Source organism: Microbacterium sp. SORGH_AS_0969, assembly GCF_030818255.1.
Lineage (GTDB): Bacteria > Actinomycetota > Actinomycetes > Actinomycetales > Microbacteriaceae > Microbacterium.
On the sequence record NZ_JAUTAG010000001.1, the window covers coordinates 1,457,039 to 1,483,519 of the forward strand.

Annotated in this window: 30 protein-coding genes; 25 read left to right on the top strand and 5 right to left on the bottom strand. The window is 69.0% G+C overall.

Features of this window, described 5'->3' with window-relative positions; genetic code table 11:
* The first annotated feature begins 5 nt into the window (after nucleotides 1–5).
* The 4 genes from QE388_RS06765 to QE388_RS06780 are packed head-to-tail and all read left to right on the top strand — an operon-like array spanning nucleotide 6 to nucleotide 3,227.
* Nucleotides 6–845 (top strand): ABC transporter permease, encoded by an 840-nt coding sequence (locus tag QE388_RS06765; RefSeq protein WP_307384176.1) that lies wholly within the window; start codon nucleotides 6–8, stop codon nucleotides 843–845.
* Complete coding sequence (locus tag QE388_RS06770) at nucleotides 842–1,633, top strand: ABC transporter permease (protein WP_307384178.1); 792 nt, start codon at nucleotides 842–844, stop codon at nucleotides 1,631–1,633. The genes QE388_RS06765 and QE388_RS06770 overlap by 4 nt, the downstream gene beginning before the upstream one ends.
* Nucleotides 1,630–2,448 (top strand): ABC transporter ATP-binding protein, encoded by an 819-nt coding sequence (locus QE388_RS06775; RefSeq protein ID WP_307384181.1) that lies wholly within the window; start codon nucleotides 1,630–1,632, stop codon nucleotides 2,446–2,448. Before QE388_RS06770 ends, QE388_RS06775 begins: the two co-directional genes overlap by 4 nt.
* Complete coding sequence (locus QE388_RS06780; protein ID WP_307384185.1) at nucleotides 2,445–3,227, top strand: SDR family NAD(P)-dependent oxidoreductase; 783 nt, start codon at nucleotides 2,445–2,447, stop codon at nucleotides 3,225–3,227. The genes QE388_RS06775 and QE388_RS06780 overlap by 4 nt, the downstream gene beginning before the upstream one ends.
* Before the next feature lie 33 nt (nucleotides 3,228–3,260).
* On the opposite strand, the gene QE388_RS06785 is transcribed toward QE388_RS06780, so the two are convergent.
* Both QE388_RS06785 and QE388_RS06790 read right to left on the bottom strand, forming a co-directional pair.
* Nucleotides 3,261–4,070, bottom strand: coding sequence for an SDR family NAD(P)-dependent oxidoreductase (locus QE388_RS06785; protein WP_307384186.1), 810 nt, complete (start codon nucleotides 4,068–4,070; stop codon nucleotides 3,261–3,263).
* Nucleotides 4,067–5,641, bottom strand: coding sequence for an FAD-binding oxidoreductase (locus tag QE388_RS06790; protein ID WP_307384189.1), 1,575 nt, complete (start codon nucleotides 5,639–5,641; stop codon nucleotides 4,067–4,069). The genes QE388_RS06785 and QE388_RS06790 overlap by 4 nt, the downstream gene beginning before the upstream one ends.
* Nucleotides 5,642–5,758: 117 nt before the next feature.
* Here QE388_RS06790 and QE388_RS06795 point away from each other — a divergent pair, with 117 nt between their 5' ends.
* On the top strand, nucleotides 5,759–6,952 hold the full coding sequence (locus QE388_RS06795) for a serine hydrolase (protein WP_307384191.1): 1,194 nt from the start codon (nucleotides 5,759–5,761) through the stop codon (nucleotides 6,950–6,952).
* A 96-nt stretch (nucleotides 6,953–7,048) separates the two neighbouring features.
* Complete coding sequence (locus QE388_RS06800; protein WP_307384193.1) at nucleotides 7,049–7,774, top strand: GntR family transcriptional regulator; 726 nt, start codon at nucleotides 7,049–7,051, stop codon at nucleotides 7,772–7,774.
* A 22-nt stretch (nucleotides 7,775–7,796) separates the two neighbouring features.
* Here QE388_RS06800 and QE388_RS06805 read toward each other — a convergent pair whose 3' ends face one another.
* Nucleotides 7,797–8,210, bottom strand: a complete 414-nt coding sequence (locus QE388_RS06805) for an MFS transporter (protein ID WP_307384196.1) — start codon at nucleotides 8,208–8,210, stop codon at nucleotides 7,797–7,799.
* Between the two features lie 187 nt (nucleotides 8,211–8,397).
* On the opposite strand from QE388_RS06805, the gene QE388_RS06810 reads away from it, so the two are divergent.
* The 17 genes from QE388_RS06810 to rpsN all read left to right on the top strand — a co-directional run bounded on the left by QE388_RS06810 (nucleotide 8,398) and on the right by rpsN (nucleotide 20,951).
* Entirely contained in the window at nucleotides 8,398–8,706 is a 309-nt protein-coding gene (locus tag QE388_RS06810; protein WP_307384199.1) for a type II toxin-antitoxin system RelE/ParE family toxin, read from the top strand.
* 12 nt (nucleotides 8,707–8,718) lie between these two features.
* On the top strand, nucleotides 8,719–8,988 hold the full coding sequence (locus QE388_RS06815) for a HigA family addiction module antitoxin (RefSeq protein WP_307384202.1): 270 nt from the start codon (nucleotides 8,719–8,721) through the stop codon (nucleotides 8,986–8,988).
* Nucleotides 8,989–9,137: 149 nt separating this feature from the next.
* Complete coding sequence (locus tag QE388_RS06820) at nucleotides 9,138–9,815, top strand: ImmA/IrrE family metallo-endopeptidase (protein WP_307384205.1); 678 nt, start codon at nucleotides 9,138–9,140, stop codon at nucleotides 9,813–9,815.
* Nucleotides 9,816–9,960: 145 nt separating this feature from the next.
* On the top strand, nucleotides 9,961–10,863 hold the full coding sequence (locus QE388_RS06825; protein WP_307384208.1) for a MetQ/NlpA family ABC transporter substrate-binding protein: 903 nt from the start codon (nucleotides 9,961–9,963) through the stop codon (nucleotides 10,861–10,863).
* The gene (locus tag QE388_RS06830; protein ID WP_307384211.1) at nucleotides 10,860–11,888 is read left to right on the top strand and encodes a methionine ABC transporter ATP-binding protein; all 1,029 of its coding nucleotides are present in this window, start codon (nucleotides 10,860–10,862) and stop codon (nucleotides 11,886–11,888) included. Before QE388_RS06825 ends, QE388_RS06830 begins: the two co-directional genes overlap by 4 nt.
* The gene (locus tag QE388_RS06835) at nucleotides 11,885–12,544 is read left to right on the top strand and encodes a methionine ABC transporter permease (RefSeq protein ID WP_275800268.1); all 660 of its coding nucleotides are present in this window, start codon (nucleotides 11,885–11,887) and stop codon (nucleotides 12,542–12,544) included. Before QE388_RS06830 ends, QE388_RS06835 begins: the two co-directional genes overlap by 4 nt.
* Nucleotides 12,545–12,814: 270 nt before the next feature.
* Nucleotides 12,815–13,831 carry a metal ABC transporter solute-binding protein, Zn/Mn family gene (locus QE388_RS06840; protein WP_307384216.1) on the top strand — a complete coding sequence of 339 codons (1,017 nt, stop codon included), beginning with the start codon at nucleotides 12,815–12,817 and terminating at the stop codon, nucleotides 13,829–13,831.
* A complete protein-coding gene (locus QE388_RS06845) occupies nucleotides 13,828–14,643 on the top strand; it encodes a metal ABC transporter ATP-binding protein (protein WP_307384219.1) in 816 nt (271 codons plus the stop codon). Before QE388_RS06840 ends, QE388_RS06845 begins: the two co-directional genes overlap by 4 nt.
* Nucleotides 14,640–15,500 (top strand): metal ABC transporter permease, encoded by an 861-nt coding sequence (locus tag QE388_RS06850; protein ID WP_307384221.1) that lies wholly within the window; start codon nucleotides 14,640–14,642, stop codon nucleotides 15,498–15,500. The genes QE388_RS06845 and QE388_RS06850 overlap by 4 nt, the downstream gene beginning before the upstream one ends.
* 42 nt (nucleotides 15,501–15,542) lie before the next feature.
* A complete protein-coding gene (locus tag QE388_RS06855) occupies nucleotides 15,543–15,956 on the top strand; it encodes a Fur family transcriptional regulator (protein WP_058595985.1) in 414 nt (137 codons plus the stop codon).
* A complete protein-coding gene (locus QE388_RS06860; protein WP_307384225.1) occupies nucleotides 15,943–16,971 on the top strand; it encodes a permease in 1,029 nt (342 codons plus the stop codon). The genes QE388_RS06855 and QE388_RS06860 overlap by 14 nt, the downstream gene beginning before the upstream one ends.
* Entirely contained in the window at nucleotides 16,964–17,821 is an 858-nt protein-coding gene (locus QE388_RS06865) for a DUF1980 domain-containing protein (protein ID WP_058595983.1), read from the top strand. Before QE388_RS06860 ends, QE388_RS06865 begins: the two co-directional genes overlap by 8 nt.
* Complete coding sequence (locus QE388_RS06870; RefSeq protein WP_307384228.1) at nucleotides 17,811–19,241, top strand: hypothetical protein; 1,431 nt, start codon at nucleotides 17,811–17,813, stop codon at nucleotides 19,239–19,241. The genes QE388_RS06865 and QE388_RS06870 overlap by 11 nt, the downstream gene beginning before the upstream one ends.
* Complete coding sequence (locus tag QE388_RS06875) at nucleotides 19,238–19,912, top strand: DNA-3-methyladenine glycosylase (protein ID WP_307384230.1); 675 nt, start codon at nucleotides 19,238–19,240, stop codon at nucleotides 19,910–19,912. Before QE388_RS06870 ends, QE388_RS06875 begins: the two co-directional genes overlap by 4 nt.
* Nucleotides 19,913–20,234: 322 nt before the next feature.
* On the top strand, nucleotides 20,235–20,471 hold the full coding sequence (rpmB, locus tag QE388_RS06880; RefSeq protein ID WP_013584774.1) for a 50S ribosomal protein L28: 237 nt from the start codon (nucleotides 20,235–20,237) through the stop codon (nucleotides 20,469–20,471).
* Nucleotides 20,471–20,641 carry a 50S ribosomal protein L33 gene (gene rpmG / locus QE388_RS06885; RefSeq protein ID WP_013584775.1) on the top strand — a complete coding sequence of 57 codons (171 nt, stop codon included), beginning with the start codon at nucleotides 20,471–20,473 and terminating at the stop codon, nucleotides 20,639–20,641. Before rpmB ends, rpmG begins: the two co-directional genes overlap by 1 nt.
* Before the next feature lie 4 nt (nucleotides 20,642–20,645).
* Nucleotides 20,646–20,951 (top strand): 30S ribosomal protein S14, encoded by a 306-nt coding sequence (gene rpsN, locus QE388_RS06890; RefSeq protein ID WP_022878196.1) that lies wholly within the window; start codon nucleotides 20,646–20,648, stop codon nucleotides 20,949–20,951.
* 57 nt (nucleotides 20,952–21,008) lie between these two features.
* Here rpsN and QE388_RS06895 read toward each other — a convergent pair whose 3' ends face one another.
* On the bottom strand, nucleotides 21,009–22,451 hold the full coding sequence (locus QE388_RS06895) for a LuxR family transcriptional regulator (protein ID WP_307384237.1): 1,443 nt from the start codon (nucleotides 22,449–22,451) through the stop codon (nucleotides 21,009–21,011).
* 404 nt (nucleotides 22,452–22,855) lie between these two features.
* Between QE388_RS06895 and QE388_RS06900 the strand changes: the two genes are divergently transcribed.
* Both QE388_RS06900 and QE388_RS06905 read left to right on the top strand, forming a co-directional pair.
* Nucleotides 22,856–23,143, top strand: a complete 288-nt coding sequence (locus QE388_RS06900; RefSeq protein ID WP_013584778.1) for an HU family DNA-binding protein — start codon at nucleotides 22,856–22,858, stop codon at nucleotides 23,141–23,143.
* A 192-nt stretch (nucleotides 23,144–23,335) separates the two neighbouring features.
* Nucleotides 23,336–25,330, top strand: coding sequence for a cytochrome c oxidase assembly protein (locus tag QE388_RS06905; protein ID WP_275801657.1), 1,995 nt, complete (start codon nucleotides 23,336–23,338; stop codon nucleotides 25,328–25,330).
* Between the two features lie 32 nt (nucleotides 25,331–25,362).
* Here the strand turns inward: QE388_RS06905 and QE388_RS06910 are convergent, their stop codons facing one another.
* Nucleotides 25,363–26,400: a hypothetical protein gene (locus QE388_RS06910; RefSeq protein ID WP_307384241.1), complete on the bottom strand. Its 1,038-nt coding sequence runs from the start codon at nucleotides 26,398–26,400 to the stop codon at nucleotides 25,363–25,365.
* Between the last annotated feature and the right edge of the window lie 81 nt (nucleotides 26,401–26,481).

Genomic DNA, 26,481 nt, shown 5'->3' on the forward strand with positions numbered 1-26,481 from the left:
TTCACATGACGACCGCGACCGCGCCCACCCGGCGTGCCGTCGGCATCGCCGACACGCCGCCCCGGGCACGCACGCTCGGCCGCCTCGGGTGGCTCCTCATCCAGGTCTCGGTGTTCCTCGCGGTGGGGGGCGTGTGGTGGATCGCATCCACGCTCCTCCCCGCGGGGACCATGCCGCCCCCGGCGGAAGTGCTCGGGCGACTGGGTGGTCTCGCCCTGACCGCCGACTTCTGGGCGGCCACCGGGATCACCGCGCTGACCTTCCTGGTCGCCTTCGTCGTGTGCGTGGGGGTGGGAGTTCCTCTGGGGCTGGCCATCGGGGCGAGCTCCATCGCCTCGCAGAGCACTCGGCTGCTGTTCGACTTCTTGCGCACCATCCCGCCCATCGCGATCCTGCCGCTGCTCCTGCTGCTCTTCGGCCCTGAGCTGCAGATGGTGCTCATCCTGGCGATCGCAGGTGCCATCTGGCCGGTGCTCATCCAGTCCATCTACGCCGCCCGTCAGGGTGAGGCGTTGCTGGTGGAGATGTCTCGGGCGTTCCGCATTCCCCGCGGATGGTTCATCCGCCACATCTTCCTCCCCGGCACCCTGCCGTTCGTCATGACGGGGCTGCGGCTCGGGGCCACGATCTGCCTGCTCCTGACCGTGTCGGGCGAGTTGCTCGGCAACGCGCCGGGCGTGGGCTTCGAGATCTCGCAAGCGCAAGCGTTCTATGACAACTCGCGCATGTACGCCTATGTGCTGGTCTCGGCCATCCTCGGCCTCATCGTCAACGGACTGTTCTGGGAGGTGCAGCGCCGCGTGCTGCGCTGGCACCCGTCGATGCGTAAGGAGGCGACGTCATGATCGCGGCTCGTCGCTGGTCGGGCGCCACGCTCATGGAGCTGTGGCTTCCCCTCGTGCTCTTCGCCGTCTGGTGGTTCGCCAGCGCGGGATCCACATCGCTGTACTTCCCGCCCCTGTCAGCGATCATGGACTCTTTCGCCGAGAACTGGCTCGACCCCTCGAACGCCCTCGGCAATCTGGTGCCGAGCCTGCAGATCCTCCTCCTCGGCTACGGCATCGCCGTGGTCGCAGGCGTCGCCCTCGGCACCGTGCTCGGGCTCGTCCGCCCGATCGAGCGGGCTGTCCGCCCGTTCCTGGAGAGCCTGCGCGCGGTGCCCGGCGTGGCGCTCCTGCCCCTGTTCATCGTCATCTTCGGCATCGACCAGCCGATGAAGGTCCTTCTCGTCGCCTTCGGTGCCTCGTGGCCCGTGCTGTTGAACACGATCGACGGCGTTCGCGCGGTCGAACCGGTGCTGCTCGACGTCGCACGCACGTACCGCGTGGGTCGCGCCCGGCGCCTGTTCCGCATCATCCTGCCCTCGGCCGGCCCGCAGATCTTCGCCGGTGCGCGCATCGCCCTCGCGATCTCGCTCATCATCATGGTCGTGTCCGAGACCGTCGGCGGTGACGGCGGCATCGGGTACTTCCTGCTGCGGGCGCAGCGCGATTTCGCAATCACCTCGATGTGGAGCGCGATCGTCGCCCTCGGCGTCCTGGGCTATCTCCTCAACATCCTGTTCCGCATCGCGGAGCGCTACATCCTGCGCTGGCACCGCCTCCAGCAGTCCCGATTGGAGACCACTCGATGAACGTTGCCGCTCCCGCCTCGGGGTCCACCGCCGCGGCCCTCGAGGCCAGAGAACTCGGGCACTCGTACGGTGCGCGCACCGTGCTCGGCCGCATCGACTTCGCCGTCGCCCGTGGCGAGTTCGTCTGCATCGTCGGTCCGTCGGGCGTCGGAAAGACGACGCTGCTGCGTTGTCTCGCGGGCCTCCAGCGCTCCACCCGCGGCGACATCGTGGTCGACGGCACGGTCGTGCGGGAGCCCCAGTCGGGCGTCGCCGTGGTCTTCCAGGACTACAGTCGCTCGCTCATGCCGTGGTCGTCGGTGTTGCACAACATCACCCTGCCGTTGCGGGCGAACGGCGTCCGCAAACCCGACGCCGAGAAGCGCGCCCGTCTCGCGCTCAGCCAGGTCGGTCTGAAGGAGGCGGTGGCGGATCAGTATCCGTGGCAGCTGTCCGGCGGCATGCAGCAGCGCGTCGCGATCGCCCGCGCCCTGGCGTACGACCCGACCGTGCTGCTCATGGACGAGCCGTTCGCCTCGGTCGACGCGCAGACCCGCGCCGACCTCGAAGACCTCGTTCGCCGCCTGCAGCGAGAGCTGTCGCTCACCGTGCTGCTGGTGACGCATGACATCGACGAGGCCGTGTACCTCTCCGACCGCGTCGTCGCGCTGTCGGGGTCGCCCGCGCACGTCGCCGACATCGTCGACGTGCCGCTCGGCTCGTCGCGGGACCAGATCGAGACGAAGAGCACGCCGGAGTTCGCGGAGATCCGCGCTCGCGTGCACAACCTCGTCCGCCAGGCCGTCGGGAGTGCGAAGGACGCGCTGACGTCGTGATCGGCATCGATCTCGCGGGACGGCGCGCCGTGGTCACGGGCGCGAGCGCGGGAATCGGCCGCGCGAGCGCGTCGATGCTCGCGAGAGCCGGGGCGGACGTCGTAGCGGTGGGCCGTCGCGTCGATGCCCTGGCCGAGCTGCGCGAACTCGAGCCCGAACGGATCACGCCCCTCGTCGCCGATGTGACGGCGCCAGACGCCGCTGATCGGATCGCGTCGGCCGCGGATTCCGTCGGCGGTGTCGACATCCTCGTCAACGCGGCAGGCGGATCCCGGACGGTGGCGCTCGACTCGCCGGAGAGCGCATGGCGGGAGGCAATGGAGCTGAACTTCGACAGTCTCCGGCGTCTGACGCACGCTCTGCTTCCGATGATCACGCGCAGTGCTCATGGCCGCGTCATCTGCATCACGGGGTCGTCGGAGCCGGCATCCAATCCCGTCTTCGGGAACTCCCACGCGGTCTCGTCGCTGAACGCGGCGAACTCGGCGAAGGCTGCCGTGCACGCGTGGGCGAAAGGGCTCTCGCGAGAGGTGGGCCGACACGGTGTCACCGTGAACAGCGTGGCGCCGGGCACGGTGCGCACGACGCAGATTCGTCGGATCTTCCCGACGGGTGCCGACGAGCAGCGCCATATCGCGGATCTCGCCATTCCTCTCGGGCGACTGGGCGAGCCCGAGGAGGTCGCGGCACTCATCGCCTTCCTCGCCTCCGACCACGGGTCGTACGTGACGGGCGAGATCATCCACGTCGACGGCGGCAAACGACGCTTCGCGTTCTGAGGACCCGGTGTCGTGTCCTCCCGCGCGCCGGCGTCAGCCTTCCGCGGCCGGGTACTGCCGGAAAGCCGCCCGGATCCGGTCGAAGCGCGCTTCCACCGCGGGCAGGCGTTCGGGGTGGGTGATGGCGTAGGCATCGTCGTTGCGCACCGCCCGTGTGACGATCTGCCCCACATCGTCGGGGCTCAACCAGCGCGCGCTGTTCGCGAACGACAGGTCGATCTGCGCGTCGCGCAGCGCGCCCTCGCCGCTCGGGCGCGAGCGGGTGCTCTGGGCGATGTTGCTGCGGACGGAGCCCGGCACGAGCAGGGTGGCGTGCACGCGACTCCCCGCCGTCGCGAGCTCCGCCTGGAGGACCTCGGTCAGCGCCGAGACGCCGACCTTCGTCACGGCGTACGAGCCGAGCGTCTCGAAGGGCGTGAGGGATGCCATCGACGAGGTGTTCACGATGTGACCGCCGTCGGGGTTCTGCTCGAGGAGGGGGAGGAAGACGTGCACGCCATGGATGACGCCGTAGAGGTTGACGTCGATGATCCACCGCCAGTCGTCCATCGTGAGGTCGGCGATTCGGGCGAACGGCCCGACCCCGGCGTTGTTGACCACGATGTCGACCCCGCCGAGTTGCTGCACCGTCGCATCCGCGAGGTCGCGCACGCTCTCGAGCGAGCTGACGTCGACGACCGCGGCGCCGGCGCCGATCTCGTCACCCGTGCGCCGGACGGCCCCCTCGTCGATGTCGGCGATGACGACGCGCGCCCCTTCGGCGATCAGCGACTCCGCGATGCCCCGGCCGATGCCCGAGGCGCCGCCGGTCACGACCGCGCGGGCTCCCTCGATGCGGGTCACGCCGCCTCCCCTCCGTCCCGACGTTTCGCCGGCCAGATCCCGTTCCGCCCGGGGGCGATCACGCCGGCCGGGTCGACGGCATCCTTGATCCTCTCGACGAAACGGCGGTAGGCGTGATCGTTGAACGACAGCTGATCGGCGACCAGATCCATGAGGTCGATGTGGGCGCGGTACTCCGTGTAGCCGCGCTCGCCGCCCTCGCGGACGAGGCGTCGCAGCGCCCCGTACGCCCGGGCGTTGACATCGGCGTCGTCGACGTCGAAGGTGAGGGGGTTCACCACGATGCACGTGCGGTCGTTGGGGAAGTAGAGCGCGCAGACGTGGTTGTTGCCGACTTCTTCGACGATGGTGTCGCGCATCAGGTCGATCGTGCGCGCGACGAGCTCTCCCCGCAGCGGCAGCACGGGCGCGAAGAACGCGTGGGCGATGTGCGACGGGGTCGCCTGCACGATGTCCATGCTGGGGATCCCGGCCTGGACCTTGTCGACGAACGAGGTGATCTGGTCCCACTCGTCACGCCCGTAGATCCGATTGCTCAGGACCTTCCCGCCCTCGATCTGCGACCACGCATCGCGGATCCTCTGAAGGTGGTGCTCCACGACGGGGCGGTCGCCCCACAGCGCCGTGCGCGCCCCCCAGCGTCCGAGCCCGCTCTCGTCTCCGAGGCGATCGAGCGACTCCTCGTCGAGGGCCTCGTCAGCGCGCAGGTAGAGGTGGCGCGTGTGGTCGAACTGGGCCGACATCGTGACGAAGTTCTGAATGCTGGGCACGCCGCGCACGACCCCGTCGAGTCGCAGCTCGCGGAAGATGTCGATGGCCTGCGCCAGCTGCGCGTGACGCGGAATGGTGAGGAACAGCGGCGCGAACGCCTCGGGGCGGCGCATGAGCCAGATGCCCGCGCGGGTGACGATGCCGAGGTTCGACTGCATGAAGAGCGGGTCGAGGACGGGACCGAAGCCGCGCGTGTAGAGGTGCCAGGAATCGTTGCCCGGCTGGCCGCCCAGGCCGGTACGCAGGATCTCTCCCGTGCCGAGGACGACCTCGAGCCCGCACAGCTTCTGGAAGTCGGAGCCGTTCGGGCCGTACGTGAGACCGTTGTCGAGGGAGTTGCCGATGACGCTGCCCCACCCGAGGTCGGGGATCGAGAACCACAGGTCTTCGTTTCCTGAGGCGTCGAGGGCCTCGCGCAGCTCGAACCAGCTGACACCCGGCTCGACGACGGCGTACGCGAGCTCGCGGTCGATCTCGAGGACGCGGTTCATGCGGCGCATGCTGAGAAGAACCGACCCCTGGACGCGCCCGGACGGGCCGCCGTAACCGTTGTTGCGCCCCTGCGACGACGGCCAGACGGGTACGGCGTGCGCGGCGCAGATGCGCACGATGTCCTGGATCTCGTCCACCGAGGTGGGCATCAGCACGAGGGACGAGTCGTACGTGTCGTCGTCGGCGTTCCAGTAGGGATCGCGGAAAGTCGCGCGCTCCTCGGGCGTCTGCAGGGCGGCGTCCGCGCCGACCACGGCGACGAGCCGATCGCGAACCTCCGGATCGAGCGTGTACGTCGCGTACGGCATGAGCGAGGTCCCTTCGTCATCGAAGCAGGCGAGGCGCGTTCCTTGCCAGTTATGTAGTTGTAGACGATATAGTTGTCAGACAGCACTTGTCTACGGCAGACAGGCGAGGAGGAACACATGAGCGCAATCACCGCTGACCGCTCCCTCGACATCGACGGGCTCGCGATTCCCCTGCGGGGCACGTACGACGAACGCTTCGCCGGTGTGGTCGACGCCTTCATCGAGAACTACGCCCGCGAGGACGAGCTCGGCTCCGCGGTGAGCGTCGTCGTGGACGGGCGTTCCGTCGTGGACCTCTGGGGCGGGTGGCAGGATGCCGAGCGCACCCTGCCCTGGGAGGCCGACACGATCGTGTGCATGATGTCGGTGGCCAAGGGCATCTCCGCCATCGCCTTCAACATGCTGCTGGATCGCGGGCTCGTCGACGTCGACGCTCCTGTCGCGCACTACTGGCCGGAGTTCGCCGACAACGGCAAGGCCGAGCTGCCGGTGCGCTACCTTCTCGACCACCGGGCCGGTCTCCCGGTCCTGACGCCCGAGAAGCTGTGGCCGGGTGCGATGTTCGACCGTGAGGCGATGGTGTCGGCACTGGCCGCGCAAGCGCCCCTGTGGGAGCCCGGGACCGTGGCCGCGTACCACGTTCACACCCAGGGCTACCTCCTCAGCGAGATCACACGACGCGTGACCGGGTCACTGCTCGGCGAGTTCGTGGCATCCGAGATCGCTCGCCCGCTCGAGGCCGACTACCACCTCGGCGTCGACGAGGTCGACCTTCAGCGCATCACCGACCTCGTGCCCAACCCGGGTGCGCGGCTCGTCGCCGCTCGAGACGCGGAACCCGCGGACTCCCTCCGCGGCCTCGCCTTCGCGCAGAACCCGCCGTGGCCGTGGGCGCAGACCTTCAATTCGCGCGAGTTCCGCACGATGGACATGCCGAGCGCGAGCGGGCACGGCAACGCGCGAGCCGTCGCTCGCATCTACGGGGCGCTCGCCGACGGTGGCGCCGGGTCGGTGCGGCTGATGAGCGACGGGGGCGTCGATCGCATGACCGAGATGCAGCACGACATGATCGAGCTGCTGCAGGAGCGTCACTATCGTCAGGGGCTGGGCGTGCTGCTCAACTCGCCCGATGCGGTGTACATGGGGCCTCACCCCGAGGCCTTCGGGCACCACGGGATCGGGGGCTCGATCGGGTTCGCCGATCGTCGGGAGCGCGTGGGCTTCTCCTATTCGATGAACAAGATGCATGCGGTGGGCACCAACGGCCCGCGCGCGGCCAGACTGATCGATGCTGTCTACGCCGCCCTGTGAGAACGAGCGCGCGCGAGCGGGCAGCCTTCCCCAGCTGTCTGCTACCTACAGCGCTAAGGTGACACTGATCGGGGAACGACGGGAGGTCGGAGCGGAATGAACGAGTTGCTGGGTGGCCGGCAGGTGCAACGGCACGCACCCATCCGCGAGCAGGTGGCCTCCATCATCCGCGACGCCATCGTCGAGATGCGTCTCGAGCCGGGGCAGGTCCTCGTCGAGCGAGAACTGTGCGAGATGACGCAGGCGAGTCGCCCGTCCGTGCGCGAGGCGCTCCGTCAGCTCGCCGCCGAGGGTCTCGTCGAGTCGCACAATGGCAAGGGCACCGTGGTCGCCGAAGCCACTCCCGAGCTGGCTGAGCACGTTTACCAGGTGCGCGCCGAACTCGAGGGTCTCGCCGCCGAGCTCTTCGCGCGAGACGCCGCCGACGAGCAGGTGCGCGAGTTCGCCGAGGTCGTCGCAGAGCTTCGAGTCATCTCCGAGACGGACTCGCCGACCATCGTGAACGACATGCTCGCGGCGAAGAACCGGGCCTACGACATCCTGTTCGAGGGAGCCGGCAATCCGATCCTCACGCAGATGATCGGCATCCTCCACCGGCGCGTCACGCAGCTCCGGGCGCTCACCCTGGCCCAGCCGGGACGCCCGGCCCAGACGGTCCGCGAGATCGAGGACATCGTCGACGCGATCGAGAGACGCGATACCGAGGCGGCACGTCGCTACGCGACCTCGCACGTGCACCAGGCCGCGCGGACGGTCCTCGGTGCCCTCGGTCACTCCTCCTCGCGCCCCATCTTCGGCGCGGATCCCACGCCGAAGGCCTGACACACCCGGGAGCGCGCCGCGCTCATTCCGGCAGGGAAGCCCGTCGGCCACTCCGGTTTTCCTGCGCCGGAATCAGCAGGGCCAGCACCAGCGCGATCGCCGCCGCGCCGATCCCGAGCAGGAACGACACCTGGAACGCCTGCGCCGTAGGGATACGGCCGTCGTCGTTCCTCGTCGACAGGGTCGCGAGGACGACGCCGACGATCGCCGCGGCCGTGCTCGTCCCGAGCGAGCGCGCGAGGGCGTTCAGCCCGTTCGAAGCCCCGGTCTCGCTCGGCGGGGCGGCGCGCATGATCAGCATCGGCATGGCCGCGTAGCCGAAACCGATCCCGAAGCCGATGAGGATGTTGGCGACGACGAAGTGCCACACCTCGGTCGAGAAGAAGAGGCTGAAGCCGTACGCGAGGATCAGCGAGACCGCCCCCCGGGGTGGCATCCGGGTGAGTCTTCGTCGTTCGTTCTCATCCCGTGACATCACCGTCCAGGCTATCCGCGGCGGTGTGGGGGAGGGCGAAACGCGTTAGGTGCGTGGCTCCTCGAGGCGTGGAAGTCGCCGTTAAACTGGGGAAATTGGGAAGTTTCGTGCGCCATCGTGCGTTATGATGTAACGAAGTCGGTGACACATGGAGGTTCGCTACGGGGACCGAGACCTCGAGAAGTTGTGCACGAACGAGCGCTGGTTGCGGCGGAAACGACAGGACATCGCTTCGCGGCTCCCGCTGAGGATCAAAGCGCTTGAGGAAGCCCGGTCGTTCGAGGATCTCGCGGTGTTGGATCCGTTGGGCGACTGGCACTCACTCACGGGCGACCGAGCGGGAACATGGGCAGGCAAGCTCAGCCGTAACTGGCGCCTGATCGTCCGGCCGCATGGGGCGGAAGACGCCTTAGCGGCAGTGGAAGTCATCGTGCTTGAAATTACCGACTATCACTAGGGAGGCGACCAAATGGCAACGTTGACGGACTACGCCGTCGCGCCCGGACAGTATCTGGACGAGTGGCTTGAGGAGAGCTCACTCACGCAGCAGGAGGCGGCGAACCGACTCGGTGTCAGTCGGAAACATGTGAACGAGATCGTGAACGGAAGGGCTCCTGTGACGCCGGAAACGGCGCTAAAACTGGAGCGTCTTACGGGCATCCCGGCGGACTCGTGGGTCCGTTTTGAAGCAAGGTACCGGCTCGACCTCGCACGGCTTCGTGTGATGATGCTGAACTAGCTCGGCACGCGTCGAAGATTCCACCCACGGTCTCGAAGTACCTTCGGAGTCTCGGCGCCACTGATGCGACGATGCGGACTCCAGCGACTCTCGTCGCCGATTTCCTCCGTTATCACGGCTGTGCCACGTGGGGATCATTCGAGGATCGGGTGGTCGACGCTTCGCAGGGCGACTTCGCGCTTGCTGCTCTCAAAGAAAGCAATTCGAGCCTGGACCATGTTTCTTGCGCGACGTGGCTTCGCGCGGGGGAGCAACATGACGCGTTCCAGCGGGGGCGTCGCTTCACCTTCGACAGGGACGGCTTGCTTGCTCTTCTGCCGACGCTTCGTGAGCGTGCGTCCGTCCCTGACCCGGCACTTCTCGCAGATCTGGCAGAGATGCTGGCGGGGGTGGGTGTCATCTACATGTTCGTCGATGCGCCCGATAAACTGCCCGTCTATGGGATGACGCGGTGGATAGACAAACGTGTCCCCGTGATCCAGCAGTCGGGTCGCCGCCTCAAAGACGGATTCATCATCTGGGCTTTCTTCCACGAGATCGGCCACGTCCTGCATGATCCGCGCGGGGAGCTCCACCTGGAGTACACGACAGAACGCAAAAGGACGAGCGCCGCCGAGAAGGCTGCGAATGAATTTGCTTTTCAGACACTTTTCGGGTCTTCCGGCCTAGAGCCGTTCGATGGACTCCGGTCCGACAGCGCGATCGAGCGAGCGGCGAGAGCTGTCGGGATAGCCCCAGGAGTCGCTGTGCAACAGCTGCATAGGCGGCGAAAGCTCGACTACTCGTACGGTAATCGTCTGTTCGTAGAGCTCGATTGGGATCACTGAACCTGCGTTCACCGTGACGTACCTAGCGCCCACCGATGGCCGACGGTGCGTCCGCTCCACCCCGTCCGTTACCCCGCGTGACGACCCGTTACCACCCGTAACGCCCCGTTTTGAGCCTCGCAACAGCGCATGTTGACGTGGAGTCATGACTTCACGCACCACCGCACGCCTGGCCACGATCCTCGGCGCTTCCGCCGCAGCCCTTCTCCTCGCCCTCACCGGGTGCGCCGGAGGAGCGGCATCCGGAGACGACTCGTCCCGCATCGTCCTCGGTGCCGACGACGGAAATGAGGCGCACTGGACGGTGCTGAAGCAGAAGCTCGCCGACGAGGGCATCGACCTCGAGGTGCGCACGATCAACGACGGCGTGCAGCTCAACCAGGGCGTGCAGGACGGCGAGCTCGACGTGAACCTCTTCCAGCACCTCATCTACCTGTCGCAGTTCAACGTCGAGAACAACGGCACGCTCGTGCCGGTCGGCGCCACCGCCGTGTATCCGCTCGCTCTGTACTCGGAGCAGTACAAAGACGTCAAAGACCTGCCCGAGGGTGCGAAGGTCGCGATCCCGAACAACCCCACGAACCTCGCCCGGGGCCTCCTCAACCTGCAGACGGCGGGGCTGCTCACGCTCAAGGACGGCGGGACCGCCCTCTCGACCCCGGCCGACATCGTCACCTCCAAGGTCGAGCTGCTGCCCGTCGACACGAACCAGACCGTCACCGCGCTCAAGGACGGCAGCGCCCAGGCCGCGATCGTGAACAACACGCAGGCGCAGAAGGGCGGGCTCGGCGACGAGCTCATCATCTTCAAGGAAGACCTGAACAACCCGCAGCTCGCGCCCTACATCAATGCCTTCGTCACCCGCGACGACAAGAAGGACGACCCCCGCTTCGAGAAGCTCGTCGCCGCGTACCACTCGCCCGAGGTCGAGGCCGCGGTCACCGAGCTCAATCAAGGCAACCTGCAGTTCAAGGCCGACTGGACCGCGACGCAGCTGCAGGACGAGCTGACGAGCCTTGAAGACGCCCTCAAGGACCAGAACGGATGACGTCGGTCATCGAGCTGCGGGGCGTCACGAAGGGCTTCCGCACCGATCGCCGCTCCTCCACGACCGCCGTCGACGACGTCTCGGTGAGCGTGGAGGAGGGGTCGATCGTCGGCGTTATCGGCTACTCCGGCGCCGGCAAGTCCACTCTGGTGCGCCTGCTGAACGGCCTCGAGAAGCCCACCTTGGGAACCGTCGAGGTGCTGGGGGTGAATGTGGGGGATGCCAGCGAGGCGACGCTGCGCGACCTGCGGCGCCGCGTCGGCATGATCTTCCAGCAGTTCAACCTGTTCTCCTCGCGCACGGTCGCGGCCAACGTCGCCTACCCGCTCAAGGTCGCGGGGTGGAAGAAGGCCGACCGCGACAAGCGCGTCGCCGAGCTGCTCGACTTCGTCGGCATCGGCGACAAGGCGAAGCAGTACCCGCGCCGCCTGTCGGGCGGGCAGAAGCAGCGCGTCGGCATCGCGCGCGCGATCGCGACGAACCCGCGGATCCTCCTCGCCGACGAGGCGACGAGCGCCCTCGACCCGCAGACCACCGCCGAGGTTCTCGACCTGCTCCGCGAGATCAACCGGCGCCTGGGCATCACGATCGTGGTCATCACGCACCAGATCTCGATCGTGCACGAGCTCTGCGATCAGGTCATCGTGATGGACGGCGGACGCGTCGTCGACAGTGGCGACACGTATCGCGTGTTCGCGCACCCGCGGGCGGAGCTGACCAAGCGGTTCGTCGCCGCGGTGACGCAGGGCGTGCCGTCGGGTGAGGCGCTGGCGGCGCTCGCCGCGGGCGGCGGCGCGCTGGTGAGCGTCGAGGTCAACGAGTTCACGAGCGAAGACGTGTCCGAGGTGTTCCACCGCCACGGCGCACGGCACTCGGTCGTCTACGGCGGAGTGACCGACGTGCTCGGCAAGCAGCTCGGCACCCTCACGTATCGGGTGCACACCGACGACCTGGATGCCGTCGTGGCCGAGCTCCGCTCCCACACCGACGTCGTGGTGCCGAACGTCGAGGAGGCCCGCGCATGAACAAATGGGACACCCTGACGCCGGTGCTGCTGCAGTCGATCGGCGAGACCGTCTACATGGTCGCGGTGTCGCTGCTCATCTCGGGCATCGCGGGACTCGCCATCGGCGCCCTGCTCTACGCCACCCGCCCCGGCAACCTGTTCGAGAACCGCGTCGTCTTCTTCGTCGCGAACCTCGTGATCAACCTCATCCGCCCCATCCCGTTCATCATCTTCCTCACCGCCGTGGCCCCGGTCACGCGCGCGGTGACGGGGACGACCCTGGGGACGGATGCCGCGATCGTGCCGATCACGATCATGGCGACCGTCGTGATCGCCCGCGTCGTCGAGCAGAACCTCGTCGCGGTCGATCCCGGCACCGTCGAGGCCGCGCGGGCCGTGGGCGCGCGCCGCATCGGCGTGCTTTTCGGCGTGGTGATCCCCGAGGCGCTCGCGCCGCTCATCCTCGGCTACACGTTCATGTTCATCGCCGTCGTCGACATGTCGGCGATGGCGGGCTACATCGGCGGCGGCGGACTCGGCAACTTCGCGATCATCTACGGCTACCAGCAGTTCAACGCTCAAGCGACGTGGGTCACGGTCGCGATCATCGTGGTGATCGTGCAGGCGGGTCAGCTGGTCGGTAACGCGCTCGCGCACCGCATCCTGCGGCGTTGAACCGAGCCGGGTCGTGCCCGCTTGCACGTCTCGGTCCGCCCGCGAGCGGGGTGCCCGGCGCGCCCGTGCCGTCGTGCGGATCTTGCCCCCCATAAACGCTCTCCGCTCACGGAAACGCGTGCACAGCGTGTTTCTGTGAGCGGAGAGCGTTTATAGGGGTGTGCGAGCGGCCGCGGCAGCGCTGGCCCGCCCGGCGCCTCATCCTGGGAAGCTCTTATGGCCTCCGAGCTGAGTTTGAGAACGGTTATCACTCGCTTTAGAGTGGATGCCATGACCCGACGCCTTCTCGCCCCCCTCGCCCTCGGTGCGGCCTCCGTGCTCGCCCTCGCCGGCTGCGCCAGCGCGTCTCCCTCGGCAGGCTCGACCGCGAGTGCCGACGGCAAGGTGACCGTCGTGGCATCCACCGACGTCTACGGCTCGATCGCCGAGGCGGTCGGCGGCGACTTCGTCGACGTGACGTCGATCATCACCTCGCCGACGCAGGACCCGCACGAGTACGAGGCGAGCGCTCAAGACCAGCTCACGCTGAAGGACGCCGGCCTCGTGATCGAGAACGGCGCGGGATACGACTCCTTCATGGAGGGCCTCGTCCAGGCGAGTGGCACGACGGCCCCCGTCATCACCGCGGTCGAGTTCAACCACGACTACCCCGGCGCCGATTCGCACGACGAGGCCAGCCCCGCCCCCAGCGAGAGCGCCGACGACCACGACCACGCCGAGGGCGAGACCCACGCCGAAGACGACGGCCACGACCACATCGAGGGCTTCAACGAGCACGTCTGGTACGACCCGCACACGGTCGAAGGCCTCACCGAGGCGATCGCCGAGGAGCTCGGCAAGCTGTCGCCCGAGCACTCGGCGGACTTCACCGCCAACGCCGAGGCCTTCACCCAGCAGATCGCCGGTCTCGAGGACTCGCTCGACGCGATCAAGGCGAAGGATGCCGGAGCGAAGATCTTCGTGACCGAGCCGGTGCCCGTGTACCTGACCACGGCGGCCGGTCTCGACAACGCCACGCCGAACGAATTCAGCGAGTCGGTCGAAGAGGGGCAGGACGTGCCGCCCGCGACCCTGCTCGAGTCGCTGCAGCTCCTCGACTCCGGCCAGATCAAGGTCATGATCGTGAACCCGCAGACCGGTGGCGCCGAGGTCACGAAGGTCCAGGACGAAGCCAAGGCCAAGAACATCCCCGTGATCGAGTTCACGGAAACGCTCCCCGAGGGTCAGACTTACATCTCGTGGATGCAGAGCAACATCACGGCCCTGAGCGACGCGCTCGCCGCGTGAGCGCAGCGGCACCGCTGCGCATCCGCGGCGCCGCCCTCGAGAGGGGCGGCCGTGAGCTGTGGGCCGGGCTCGACCTCGAGGTCGAGCCCGGCGAGCTCGTCGCCGTGCTCGGGCCGAGCGGCTCGGGCAAGACCACGCTGCTTCGCGCGATCCTCGGCCTCGAGCGGTTGAGCGAGGGATCCATCGAGGCGCTCGGCGAACCGGTGCGCCGCGCCGGAAACCGCCGCATCGGATACATCCCGCAGCAGCGCCCCCTGCCGCGCGAGACGCCTCTGCGCGGGCGCGACATCGTGGGTCTCGGGGTCGACGGCCATAGCTTCGGCCTGCCGCTCTCGCGCAAGAAGGACCGCGCGCGCATCGACGAACTCCTCGAAGCGGTGGGAGCCACCGCCTTCGGCGACCGCCCCGTCGGTCTGCTGTCGGGCGGCGAGCAGCAGCGACTCCGCGTGGGCCAGGCGCTCGCCGATGATCCCGCTCTCCTGCTCTGCGACGAGCCGCTCACCAGCCTCGACCTCGCGAACCAACAGGCCGTCGTCCGCCTCATCGACCGGCACCGCCGCGAGCGCGATGCCGCCGTGCTGCTGGTCACCCACGACATCAACCCCGTGCTCTCACGCGTCGATCGCATCCTCTACATCGCGAACGGCCGCTTCACCCTCGGCACCCCCGACGAGGTGCTCACCACCGAGACGCTGTCGGCCCTCTACGGTGCGCCGGTCTTCGTGGTGCGCGCCGGTGGGCAGCTCATCGTCGTCGGAGCCCCGGATGCCGATGAGGCCCACCACCATCACCACGACGAGGATCACGCATGAACTGGTCCGACGTCGGAAACGCCCTCTTCGGCGGGATGAGCCAGTACGGCGCGATCCTCGAGCTCGTGCAGAACTCCGTCTACGCGGGGGCCGTCCTCGGCCTGGTCGGCGGCCTGATCGGCGTCTTCGTCATGCAGCGCGACATGGCCTTCGCCGTCCACGGCATCAGCGAGCTGTCGTTCGCCGGCGCGGCCGTCGCCCTTCTGATCGGCGTCGACGTGGTCTCCGGCTCGATCGTGGGCTCCCTGATCGCCGCCGCGTTGATCGGCGTGCTGGGTGCCCGCGCGCGCGACCGGAACTCGATCATCGGCGTGCTCATGCCGTTCGGCTTGGGTGTCGGCATCCTGTGCCTGTCGCTCTACAACGGACGCAGCGCCACCCGGTTCAGCCTGCTGACCGGGCAGATCGTGTCGGTGCAGAGCGGACAGCTCGGATGGCTGGTGGCGATCGGGGCGATCGTGCTGGTCGCGCTGCTGCTGGTCTGGCGTCCACTGCGCTTCGACTCCCTCGACCCGCAGTCCGCCGCCGCGCGCGGGGTGAACACCACCGCGGTGTCGCTGGTGTTCATGCTGCTGCTCGGGCTCATCGTCGCCGTGGCGGTGCACATCATCGGTGCTCTGCTCGTGATGGCCCTGCTCGTCACCCCGGCCGCCGCCGCGATGCGCGTGTCGTCCGGACCCCTGTCGGTGCCGCTGCTGGCAGCGCTGTTCGGCTTCGTGTCCGCGGTGGGCGGAGTCCTCCTCGCGGTGGCGGGAACCCTGCCGGTGAGCCCCTACATCACGACCATCTCGTTCGTCATCTACCTCGTGTGCCGGGTGATCGGCGCGCGCCGCGATCGCACCACCAGGGCCGTGTAGGCGCCCAGCCGATTCACCGACGACCTGGCTAAACTCGGGGCCATGGTCCAGCGCAACACGTGGCAGCGAGAGCGGGTGCGCGAAGCCCTCTCCGGTGCGGGAGGCTTCGTCAGCGCGCAGACGCTGCACGCGACGCTGCGCGACGAGAACACCGGCATCGGCTTGGCGACCGTCTACCGGGCGCTCGCCGGACTCGCGGCCCAGGGCGACGCCGACTCGCTGCAGAGCCCCGAGGGCGAGAACCTGTTCCGCGCGTGCGAGACCCGAGGCCACCACCACCACCTGATCTGCCGCTCGTGCGGCGTCGCGGTCGAGATCGAGGCCGACGCCGTCGAGGAGTGGGCCCAGCGCACCGCCGCGCAGCACGGCTTCACCGAGGCCGAGCACGTGGTCGACATCTTCGGCATCTGCGCCGACTGCGCGCAGGCGCGCGCCCGCGAGCGTGGCGACGACTAGTCGCACCGCGACGCCGTCGCCGCAGCGCACCGGCGCCTCCCGCACCCTGTTCGCACTCGGCCTGGGTGTCGTGGTCATCGCGGCGCTGTTCCTCATCGACGCGTTCGCACCGACCTTCTTCGCGCAGCAGCTGCCCACGCGCGCGCAGGACGGGCTGACCCTCGCCCTCAGCGTGCTGATCGAGTCGCTGCCGTTCGTCGTGCTCGGTGTCGTGCTGTCGATCGTCGTGCAGGTGTGGGTACCGCCGGGGACGATCGAGAGATGGATGCCGCGCGCGCCGTGGGCGCGCCGGGCGGTGCTGTCGCTGCTGGGCATGTTCATCCCCGTCTGCGAGTGCGGCAACGTCCCCTTCGCCCGGGGGCTGCTCATGCGCGGCTTCGGGGTCTCCGACACCCTGACGTTCCTCGTCGCCGCTCCGATCGTGAACCCGATCGTGATCATCAGCACGCACGCGGCGTTCGGCTTCAGCGACGGCATCCTGGTGGCCCGCCTGATCGGCGGGTTCCTCGTCGCCAACCTCATCGGGTGGCTGTACAGCCGGCATCCGAATCCCGACAAGCTGCTCACCGAGCGCTTCCTCGAGACGTGCGAGATCGTCGTGCAGGAGCGCGGCGACCGCGGGAGGCGCACGCTCGCGCAGTTCGTCGTCGAGCTGCGGTCGGTGATGCCGGCCCTCATCATCGGCTCGCTGCTCGCGGGCGCCGTCCAGGTGCTCGTGCCGCGCAGCGCGCTGCTGGCGATCGGGTCCGACCCGGCCCTGTCGATCGCCGCGATGATGGCCCTGGCGATCGTCGTGTCGTTGTGCTCGAACGTCGACGCGTTCTTCGCGCTGTCGTTCGCGTCGACGTTCACCCCGGGGTCGATCGTCGCCTTCCTCGTCGTGGGGCCGATCATCGACCTCAAGATGATGGCGCTGCTGCGCACCACCTTCTCGACGCGCGTCCTGGTGGGGATGACGGTGGTCGTCGTGCTGTTCGCGTTCTCGCTCGGAACGGTGGTGAACCTCCTTGTCTAAGACCGGTGCGCTCGCGACACGCTGGCTGGGAGTGGGTCTCACGGCCTGCCTGTCGATCACGACGATCACGCTCTGGGTCACGGGGCGGATGTCGCTCTACATCAACCCCGACTCTGCCTGGTTCGCCGTCGGGATGTCGGTGGTCGCGCTCATCGGCGCGATCGCGTCGTTCGCCCTCCCGCTCGGGGCCGAGGCCGATCACGGGCACGACCACGAGCACGGTCACGCTCCCGCGGCCGCCTCGGCGCGCCGCGAGGCCTTCGCGCACGCCGACCACGAGCACTCCGACCCGGCCGACGCCCACGACCACGCCGCGCACGAGCACCTCGCGGCCCGTCCACGCCTGACGCCGGCGGGAATCGCCGCGTTCACCGGGGGCGTGCTGGCCTCGACCGCCGTCGTCGCCGTGCTGCTCACGCCCGCCGCCTCACTCTCGACCGAGCTCGCCGTCTCGCGCGATGTGGGCGCCGCGCCCCTGTTCGCCGGATCCGATGTCATCACCCTGGCCGCGTCGGGCGACACCTCGAAATTCGGAGTCGGCGACTGGTCGGCGGTCTTCGCCCACGCGACGAATCCCGAGACCTTCGACGGCAAGCCCGTCACCCTGACCGGCTTCATCACCCCCGGCGGTGACGGGGCGAGCTTCGACCTCACCCGACTCGTCATCACGCACTGCGTCATCGACGCGCAGACCGCGCGTCTGCCGATCGCGGCCACCGGTGACGCCCCGGCGAGCGGGCAGTGGGTGACGGTTACCGGCACGGTGCGTTCGAGCGGCGACGGCAAGCTCGAGGTGCACGCCGACCAGGTGGCCGCGATCGACGAGCCGGCGGACCCCTATGAGTACTGAGACCCGGCGCCGGGGCGGCGCGGACTCTCGTCGCGCGCGGGCGCGCCGACGCCAGGGTCGCGGTTACCTCGCCGCGTTCGGCGTGGTGCTGCTGACCCTCGTGCTCGTGGGCGGGGTGGGCGGCGTCGTCGCCGTCGCGCAGGGACCCCGCGTCACGGACGTGCAGGTCGATCCGGCCGCCGGCATCGCGGCATCCGGATCCCGCGTCATCCTCACCACGACCCAGTCGCTCGAGAAAGTGGATCCCTCGCAGGTCGAGGTGGAGCCGGCGACGCCGTTTACCGTCGACACCTCCGGACGCAGTGTCGGCATCCGCTTCACGCTGCCGCTGCGCGACGACTCCGACTACCGCGTCACCGTGAACGACGTGAAGGGTCTCGGCGCGGGGCCCGGAGCGACCCTCACCGAGACGTTCCGAACGCCTGCCCTGCAGGCGTACCTGATGCAGCGCGGGACGCCCGAGGGCGACACGATCTTCCGCACCGACCTCGAGGGCAAGGCCGGGCTCCCGGTGTTCACCGACCCGCACATCGAGGATTTCCGGACGACGGCGAACCACCTCGTCATCTCCACACGCGACAACGACACCGCCCGCGTGATCGTGACCGATCTCGACGGGAAGAACCCGCGCGACGTCACCCTGCCCGGCCCCGGCTTCGTCTCGAACCTGCAGTCGGCGGATCGCGGAGAGCGCTTCGGTTTCACCTTCTCGGATGCCACTCTCGGCGCCGCGGGCGGACGCGAGAGCCGGCTCTTCACGGCCTCGGCCGCGACCGAGGACGCCCCGGTCGAGGTAGGCCTCAACGGGGGCGATGTGCGCATCGCCGACTGGCGTTTCGTGCCCGACACCGACAGCATGCTCGTGCTGACGTTCGACTCGCGGCTCCTCCTGACCGACGCGGTGGGCGGGAACGCCGCGCCGCTGGGCAGCGCGGTGGCCATCGACGGCATTGCGCGCGGGTCGTCGGTGGCGATCGTCGAACGCCTCGAAGGAGTGCGCGAGATCAACCTCACGGACGGCTCGGAGGTAGCCCTCGTCGACCCGGTGGACCCTCCGGGCAGAACGGGCCGCGCGACGCCCGTCCCCGGTCTCGACGCGGGAACCGTGCGGTCGTTCGCGGACATCGGGTCGGACGGCGCCTACCGCTCGACCATCGTCGGGCACGTCAGCAGCGACGGGACGGTGCGCCAGCTCCTCGACGTGCCGGGAACCGACACGGTCCTGCAGACGTGCGTCTCGCCGAGCGGGCGGTACGCCGCGGTCCTGGTGGCTCCCGGCGCCGTGAACAACCCCTTCGACCGCTACCAGCTTCCCCTGCCCGGAAAGCTGCAGACGCACCTCGTCGAGATCGACACCGGTCAGCAGCTCGTCGCGCTCCAGGGCTTCGACCTCTCGTGGTGCCAGGTCCCGCCCGGATGACGCGGTTCGCGACGCGCGACGAGCTCGCGGGGCTCCCGGTCGAGGTCGCTCCCTCGCTCCTCGGCGCGGTGCTCGAGACCGAGGTCGAGGGGGAGCGGGTCGCCGTCCGCCTCACCGAGGTCGAGGCGTATCACGGTCTCGGCACGGGGGAGCGGCCCGATCCGGGCTCGCACGCACGGATGGGGCCGACCGCCCGCAATGCCACGATGTGGGGCGAGCCCGGTCACCTGTACGTCTACCTGAGCCACGGCATCCATTCCTGCGTCAACGTCGTCTGCGGACCCGAGGGCGTCGCCGGTGGTGTGCTGCTGCGCGGCGGCGAGGTCGTCGAGGGGGCTCCGGTCGCCGAGAGGCGTCGTGTCGAGCGCCGGGGCGTCGTGCGCGCCGCGCGCGACCTCGCCCGGGGTCCCGGTCGTCTGGGCGATGCGGTGGGCCTGCGGCATCCGCAGCATGACGGGATCGATGCGGTGACCGGTGAGATCCGCGCCGGTGCTCGCGCGCGGCTGCGGTGGCCGGACGAACCGGTGGCCCGCATCGCGACCGGCCCGCGCGTCGGGGTGGCCGGTATCGCCGGCACCGCCGCGTTCCCCTGGCGCTTCTGGATCGAGGGGGATGCCACGGTGTCCGCGTTCCGCTGGGGCCGCGGTGCCGCGGAGGCGGCGGGGGAGTGACGGTCCCGGTCCCTTCGACAGGCTCAGGGACCTCGGCGGCGCGAGGGGCCCGTGGTCGGTGCGGGGGAGGTGGCTGAGCCTGTCGAAGCCACCGGGAGTCGAAGTGACCCTTCGACCAGCTCAGGGCCTCTCAGCGCTGAAAGGCTGCGTCCGTCAAGGCGACACGCCGTTCGTGCTAGACTGACCCCTTGTCTGCGCGCACTCCAGCACGCAGTTCGCACCCCTCCTCCTGATCCCGGCTCTCCGTCGTGCTCAGACGGGGTGCAGACAAGGGATCTTGGGTGGCACCGTCCGGTGTCACGGTACAGAAGGAGACATCACCATGGCAGCAGTGTGCCAGGTGACTGGAGCGGTTCCCGGCTTCGGTCACAACATCTCGCACTCGCACCGCCGGACGAAGCGCCGCTTCGACCCGAACGTGCAGAAGAAGACCTACTTCGTTCCGTCGCTGGGTCGCAACATCAAGCTCAACGTTTCGGCGAAGGGCATCAAGGTCATCGACGCGCGCGGTATCGAAGCCGTCGTCCGTGACCTGCAGGCGAAGGGCGTGAAGCTGTAATGGCGAAGAAGGCTCAGGACGTCCGTCCGATCATCAAGCTGCGTTCGACCGCGGGCACGGGGTACACCTACGTGACGCGCAAGAACCGCCGCAACAACCCCGACCGCATCGTGCTCAAGAAGTACGACCCCGTGGTCCGCAAGCACGTCGACTTCCGAGAGGAGCGCTAAGCACATGGCTAAGAAGAGCAAGATCGCGCGCAACGAGCAGCGCAAGGTCGTCGTCGAGCGCTACGCCGCGAAGCGCGCCGAGCTGAAGAAGACCCTGGTCGACCCCAACGCGACCGACGAGGCCCGCGAGGCCGCCCGCGTGGGCCTGCAGAAGCTGCCCCGCAACGCCTCGCCCGCGCGTGTGCGCAGCCGCGACGTCATCGACGGCCGCCCCCGTGGTGTCCTCACGAAGTTCGGCGTCTCGCGCGTCCGCTTCCGTGACATGGCCCACCGTGGCGAGCTGCCCGGTGTGACCAAGTCGTCCTGGTAAGCACCAGTACCACCGCGAAGGGCGGGGGTCCCGAAAGGGGCTCCCGCCCTTCGTCGTTCAGAACGTCCGTCGCAGGAGTTCTCCCACCGCCTCCGCGCGCCCGCTGACGCCGAGCTTGGCGTAGATGGAGCGCACCTGGCTCTTCACGGTGTTGAGAGACACGCCCCGCTCGCGGGCGATGTCCGCCAGGTTCCGGTCCGACGAGAGCAGCACCGCCAGCTCCCGCTCGGTCGGGGTGAAGCCGGTGACCTCCGCGGGGTTCAGCGAGGGTGCGGCGACCGAGGGCAGGAAGTCCCGGATGCCGGTGACGACCGGTCCGAGCTCGGGTCGAGCGCTCACCACCTCGTCGAACAGGGCCAGCGTCTCGCCCAGGGGCAGCATGATGAACGGCGTGATCGAGCCCCCGGTCCGGGAGATCAGCAGCAGAGCCGCTTCCATGCTCTGCGCGGCGCGTCGCGCGGACCCGATACGCGCGAAAGCGATCGCGCGACGCAGCAGGGTGGGAGTCAGGGTGCGCAAGCAGTGGTCTGTCTCGTCGGCCACGCACGCCTCGGTCTCGGCGAGCAGTTCGCGGTCGCGCCCGAGGAGGAGGAGCGCCACCGAGCGCTGCATCGGGAAGCAGATCCCGTGTCCGGGCGGAGTCCGTCCGGTGGAGAGAGTCGCCAGAGCCTCGGCGTACTCGCCTCGCGCGACGAGGATGTCGGACCCGATGCACGTCAGGAGGTCGCGGATTATGCGGTGGCTGCGGTGCCGCCGCGAACCGTACGACAGCTGCCAGTTCGCAGCGAGAGCCCCCGAGTAATCGCGCTCGAAGAGACCCCGCACGACGTCGATGGCACGGGCGGAGTAGTCCCAGTACGGGTCGTCCGGCCGGACCTCGCGCAGGATCGTGGAGACCGCCGCGAGACGATCCGACTGCATCCACGCCGCCGCCACGAGGGACTCCGCGAGCAGGACGAGGTAGTCGATCTCGTCGTCTGGCCAGGCGTTGTCGGCGAAGAGCGCTTGAGCGGCGGCCCTGTCGTTCTCGCTGCTCTCGTACTCGCCGTTGAGGGCATGGCCCAGGGCGAGAACGGCGTGGGCGCGGTATCGGACCGGGGCGGTGTCGGCGAAGAGCAGAGCCTCGGCGCCGTACTGTGCGCCGATCTGCGGCCAGCCGATGGCGCAGCAGTACTCGCCGGCGGCGGCGAGCAGATGCGCGCGCGCGTCGTCGGACAGGGTGGCTTCGCGGGTGAGACGGGTGTCGACGAAGTACCGATCGATGAGCGCGAGCCCCTCGGAGAGGGCGTCTCGCCGCGCCCGCGACACCAGGACGGCGGCGAGGGTCAGGGCCGCCGTGTCGGTCCAGACGCGAGGAAGCGGGGGCGGCGGTGCTTCGGCCAAGAGGGCGAGGTGGCGCTGTTCCGGAATCCCGTGCCCGGGGGCCAACCGGGCCGCGGTCGTGACGACCGCCGCGTGGAAGGCGGCCCGGGCGTCGATGGATCTCTGCGTGTTCGGCATCGCGCCCCTCTCCCGACGGGAGTCGGAGAGGGCGCCCGGACCCTCCGATGGTGCGAGGCACATGACCCGTCGAGCCCCCAACATACGAAAGGCGCTCACCCAGATCTCACTCGTAGCCGGGGATATACCGCTCTCATTCACGTCCGGGGTCACCCGTATCGTCGAGCCGCTTCGCCCGCCTCGTTCGCCCGGGGCGGTGTGGGGACGTGCGTGCTCTCTCACCGGGGCCGGGTCGGGCCCGTTTCGGGCGACACGCCGGTGCATTCGAGGGGGAAATCCCTCAAAATCCCCGTAATTCCGCGGTTCGGTTGATACTGTCGAGGCGGTCTCCCGACCACCGAGGAGAATTCCTCCTCGTCCGATGTAACGAGAGGCGACGACAACGTCGCCTGGAGGACAACCACATGGCTGACAAGTCCATCACCAAGACCGAGCTCGTCGCGAGCATCGCCAGCGCGACCGGGCAGAGCCAGTCCGCCGTGTCGGGCGTGCTCGACTCCCTCTTCTCCACCGTCTCCGAGGCGGTCGCCAAGGGCAGCAAGGTTTCGATCCCCGGCTGGATCGCCTTCGAGCAGGTCGCCACGTCCGCTCGCACGGGCCGCAACCCTCAGACCGGTGAGGAGATCTCGATCCCCGCCGGCAAGCGCGTCAAGGTCACCGCGGGCTCGAAGCTCAAGGCTGCCGTCAAGTAAGACGTCGCCGCACCGCACAGAGGGGGATGCCGAGAGGCATCCCCCTCTGTCTTCGTCCGGCGCGGGTCCATTCGGCGCAAGAGCGTCCGGCGCGAGACCCTTCGGCCCGGAATCGTTCGACATCGTCCTTCGTCGACGACGTGGCCCGCCGCTCCGCGTCTCCTCGTACGCGCGCCGACGTAGTCTGGACGGGTGAACGCCCGTGCCCTCCGTGTGGCGGGACCCGTCATCCTCGTCGCGGTCTCGCTGATCGCCGTCGTCGCGGGCCTCGCCTACGGCGGAGGCGCCGCCGCGCCCCTGCTGGCAGACCCCGGCCCGGTGGTGCGATGGGGACTGCCGCTCGCCACGCTCGTGGTCAACCTGTCGGCGGCGACGATGGTCGGCTCCCTGGTGCTCGCGCTGTTCGCCCTGAAGGCCGGGGAGCGCCCCTTCGAGCTCGCCCTCGACACGGCCTCGATCGGTGCCGCGATCTTCACCGTCGCCTCGGCCGCGACCGGCTACCTGACCTTCCTCAACATCATCAACGCGAAGCCGACGCTCGACCCGCTCTTCGGGCAGCAGCTCGGCCGCTTCCTCGTCGAGAGCGAGATCGGCCCCGCGTGGCTCATCACCACGATCGCCGGTGCGGTGCTGACCGTGCTGACCTTCGCCGTGCGGTCCTGGGTTCCGACGATGATCGTCGCGATCCTCGCGCTGGCGTCGCTCGTCCCGATGGGCACGCAGGGTCACGCCGGCACCGAGGCCAGCCACACGGCGGCCGTGACCTCGCTCGTGCTGCACATCATCGCCGCCGCCGTCTGGCTGGGCGGGCTGGTGCTGCTCGTCGTCGTGCGACCCGCCATGTCGCGGACGCAGCTGCAGACCACGCTGCTGCGGTACTCGTCGATCGCCCTCGCGGCTTTCGTGGTCGTGGCCGTCTCGGGCACGGTGCGCGCCTCGATCGGCTTGCTGGGCTGGGAGAACCTGTTCTCGCCTTACGGCATCCTGGTCCTCGTCAAGGTCGCGGCGCTGCTCGCGATGGGCCTACTGGGGGCGTGGTACCGCCGCCGCCTGATCGCGCGCATGGCCGACGAGCAGGGCTCCCGGCGCTTCTGGGCGATCATCGTCGTCGAACTCGTCTTCATGGGGATCGCGAGCGGGGCGGCCGCCGCGCTCGCCCGCACCCCTCCACCGATCGCTCCGCCGCTGGTGGGCCAGACTCCCGCCGAGATCCTCACGGGCTCGCCGTTGCCGCCCGAGCTGACGATCGAACGCTGGTTCACCAGCTGGGACATCGACCTGCTCTGGGCCTTCGTCGTCGCTTTCGGACTGTTCTTCTACCTCGCCGGCGTGTGGCGTCTGCGCCGCCGCGGCGACAGCTGGCCGATCTACCGGACGGTGCTGTGGTGCCTCGGCATGCTCGCGGTGTTCTGGATCACCTCGGGGCCGGTGAACGTATACCAGGACTACCTGTTCAGCATGCACATGATCGGGCACATGCTGCTGTCGATGGCGATCCCGCTCATGCTGGTGTCGGGGGCGCCGGTGACCCTCGCGGCCCGCGCGATCCGCAAGCGCGACGACGGCACTCGGGGCGGCCGCGAGTGGATCCTCTGGGCCGTGCACAACCCGGTCGCCAAGGTGCTCACGAACCCCTACGTCGCCGCCGGACTGTTCATCGGTTCGCTCTGGGCCTTCTACTACACCGATCTGTTCCGCTGGTCCCTCTACGACCACCTCGGGCACATCTGGATGGTCGCGCACTTCCTCATCACGGGCTACCTGTTCGTGCTGAGCCTCATCGGGATCGACCCGGTCCCGTACCGTCTGCCCTACCCGATGCGGCTCCTCGTGCTCATCGCGATCATGGCCATGCACGCGTTCTTCGGCATCGCGATCATGATGAACTCCGGCTTGATGGTCGCCGAGTGGTTCGGGGCCATGGGGCGCACGTGGGGGCCGACACCCCTCGAGGACCAGTACGCCGGCGGTGGCGTGGCGTGGTCGGTCGGCGAGATCCCGACCCTGATCCTCGCGATCACCGTCGCGATCCAGTGGAGTCGCAGCGACGAGCGCCAGCAACGTCGACGCGACCGCCACGTCGACCGCGTCGGCGACCTCGAGCTCGACGCCTACAACGAAGAGCTCGCGCGGCTCGCGGCGCGCGACGCCCGGGCGGCCGAGCGCGACGCCGCCCGTCGCAGCTGACGGACGCCCCCCTCACTCGCGGGCGGCGCCGTTCAGTCGGAGCTGCCGCTGACGAGGATGGATGCCGTGCCGTCGGGGAGCACCGTGATCTTGCCGTCGACGCTGAAGGGGACGTCCTCGTCGACGTTGCGGATCGAGCCGTCGAAGATCGAGCGGATGTCGACGTCGATGTGCGCGACGGCCCCGGTGGACGGGATGCGCCAGCCCGCGCCGTCGGGGACGATCGTCACCTTCGGCTGCTGGGCGATCGACCACGAGGGCGCCCCCTCGATGCGATTGCGCACCGTGTAGCCGAAGGGGCACCCGGTCGGCTGCAGCACCTTCTGCTCGGCGCAGGTCGTGAGGAAGTTCTCGACGCGCTGCTGCACGACCGAGATGAACTCTTCGGTGGGTTCGGCCTGCACATCGACGGGAACACCCGTCAGGGGCGCGTCCGCCAGCACCGCGACACCCGGGGTCGCCGAGATCGCGGTATCGACCGCCACCGAGTACAGACCGGGCGAGAACACCAGGAGGGGGACGGCGGCCGAGGGATCGGCATCCGCTCCGTCGACCGAGACCTGCCGCTTGTCGACCTCGAAACCATTGACCTCGAATCGCATCGAGCCGCGGACCGAGAGATCGACGACGGCGAGGGGACTCGTCGCGAAGCGCCAGCGTGGCAGGAACCCGGTCTCGCCGTCGCTCTTCACCGCGAAGGTCGTGCGGCCCTCGTGGGTGCCCGCGCGATAGGTGACGCTCACCCGCGTGATGTCGCCGTCGACCGTCTCGTCGATGATCTCGGCGTCGGAGAGGGTGCCCAGGGCGTCGGGCCGGAGCAGCGCCTCGGAGGCCGTCGACGGGAGGCCAGCCGCCTCGAGCTCCGCGGCGTCGATCGCGACCCCGGGGACGGCGAGCGCTTCGGCGGCGCGACGGTCCTCGAGCAGCTCGACGTAGTGCAGGACGAACGCGCGCGGACTGTAGAACTCGCGGTATACCGCCGCCGCGCCTGCGGCCAGCGCCGCGACGAGCAGGAGCCCGACGACGCCGAGGATCGTCAGCTCGCGGGCGAGGTGGAGCGGGCGCGACAAGACAGCACCCGCGGGTGCTGCCGGGCCCCCGTCCGTTGCATGCACAGACTCAGTCTAGGAAAGCCACCTGCGCGACAGCAG

Bases quoted from the DNA above. Each gene is read 5' to 3' on its own strand.
- QE388_RS06765 (WP_307384176.1), top strand. From the start codon at position 6: ATGACGACCGCGACCGCGCCCACCCGGCGTGCCGTCGGCATCGCCGAC.
- QE388_RS06770 (WP_307384178.1), top strand. From the start codon at position 842: ATGATCGCGGCTCGTCGCTGGTCGGGCGCCACGCTCATGGAGCTGTGG.
- QE388_RS06775 (WP_307384181.1), top strand. From the start codon at position 1,630: ATGAACGTTGCCGCTCCCGCCTCGGGGTCCACCGCCGCGGCCCTCGAG.
- QE388_RS06790 (WP_307384189.1), bottom strand. From the start codon at position 5,641: ATGCCGTACGCGACGTACACGCTCGATCCGGAGGTTCGCGATCGGCTC.
- QE388_RS06795 (WP_307384191.1), top strand. From the start codon at position 5,759: ATGAGCGCAATCACCGCTGACCGCTCCCTCGACATCGACGGGCTCGCG.
- QE388_RS06800 (WP_307384193.1), top strand. From the start codon at position 7,049: ATGAACGAGTTGCTGGGTGGCCGGCAGGTGCAACGGCACGCACCCATC.
- QE388_RS06805 (WP_307384196.1), bottom strand. From the start codon at position 8,210: ATGCCACCCCGGGGGGCGGTCTCGCTGATCCTCGCGTACGGCTTCAGC.
- QE388_RS06810 (WP_307384199.1), top strand. From the start codon at position 8,398: ATGGAGGTTCGCTACGGGGACCGAGACCTCGAGAAGTTGTGCACGAAC.
- QE388_RS06815 (WP_307384202.1), top strand. From the start codon at position 8,719: ATGGCAACGTTGACGGACTACGCCGTCGCGCCCGGACAGTATCTGGAC.
- QE388_RS06825 (WP_307384208.1), top strand. From the start codon at position 9,961: ATGACTTCACGCACCACCGCACGCCTGGCCACGATCCTCGGCGCTTCC.
- QE388_RS06830 (WP_307384211.1), top strand. From the start codon at position 10,860: ATGACGTCGGTCATCGAGCTGCGGGGCGTCACGAAGGGCTTCCGCACC.
- QE388_RS06835 (WP_275800268.1), top strand. From the start codon at position 11,885: ATGAACAAATGGGACACCCTGACGCCGGTGCTGCTGCAGTCGATCGGC.
- QE388_RS06840 (WP_307384216.1), top strand. From the start codon at position 12,815: ATGACCCGACGCCTTCTCGCCCCCCTCGCCCTCGGTGCGGCCTCCGTG.
- QE388_RS06850 (WP_307384221.1), top strand. From the start codon at position 14,640: ATGAACTGGTCCGACGTCGGAAACGCCCTCTTCGGCGGGATGAGCCAG.
- QE388_RS06855 (WP_058595985.1), top strand. From the start codon at position 15,543: ATGGTCCAGCGCAACACGTGGCAGCGAGAGCGGGTGCGCGAAGCCCTC.
- QE388_RS06870 (WP_307384228.1), top strand. From the start codon at position 17,811: ATGAGTACTGAGACCCGGCGCCGGGGCGGCGCGGACTCTCGTCGCGCG.
- QE388_RS06875 (WP_307384230.1), top strand. From the start codon at position 19,238: ATGACGCGGTTCGCGACGCGCGACGAGCTCGCGGGGCTCCCGGTCGAG.
- rpmB (WP_013584774.1), top strand. From the start codon at position 20,235: ATGGCAGCAGTGTGCCAGGTGACTGGAGCGGTTCCCGGCTTCGGTCAC.
- rpmG (WP_013584775.1), top strand. From the start codon at position 20,471: ATGGCGAAGAAGGCTCAGGACGTCCGTCCGATCATCAAGCTGCGTTCG.
- rpsN (WP_022878196.1), top strand. From the start codon at position 20,646: ATGGCTAAGAAGAGCAAGATCGCGCGCAACGAGCAGCGCAAGGTCGTC.
- QE388_RS06895 (WP_307384237.1), bottom strand. From the start codon at position 22,451: ATGCCGAACACGCAGAGATCCATCGACGCCCGGGCCGCCTTCCACGCG.
- QE388_RS06900 (WP_013584778.1), top strand. From the start codon at position 22,856: ATGGCTGACAAGTCCATCACCAAGACCGAGCTCGTCGCGAGCATCGCC.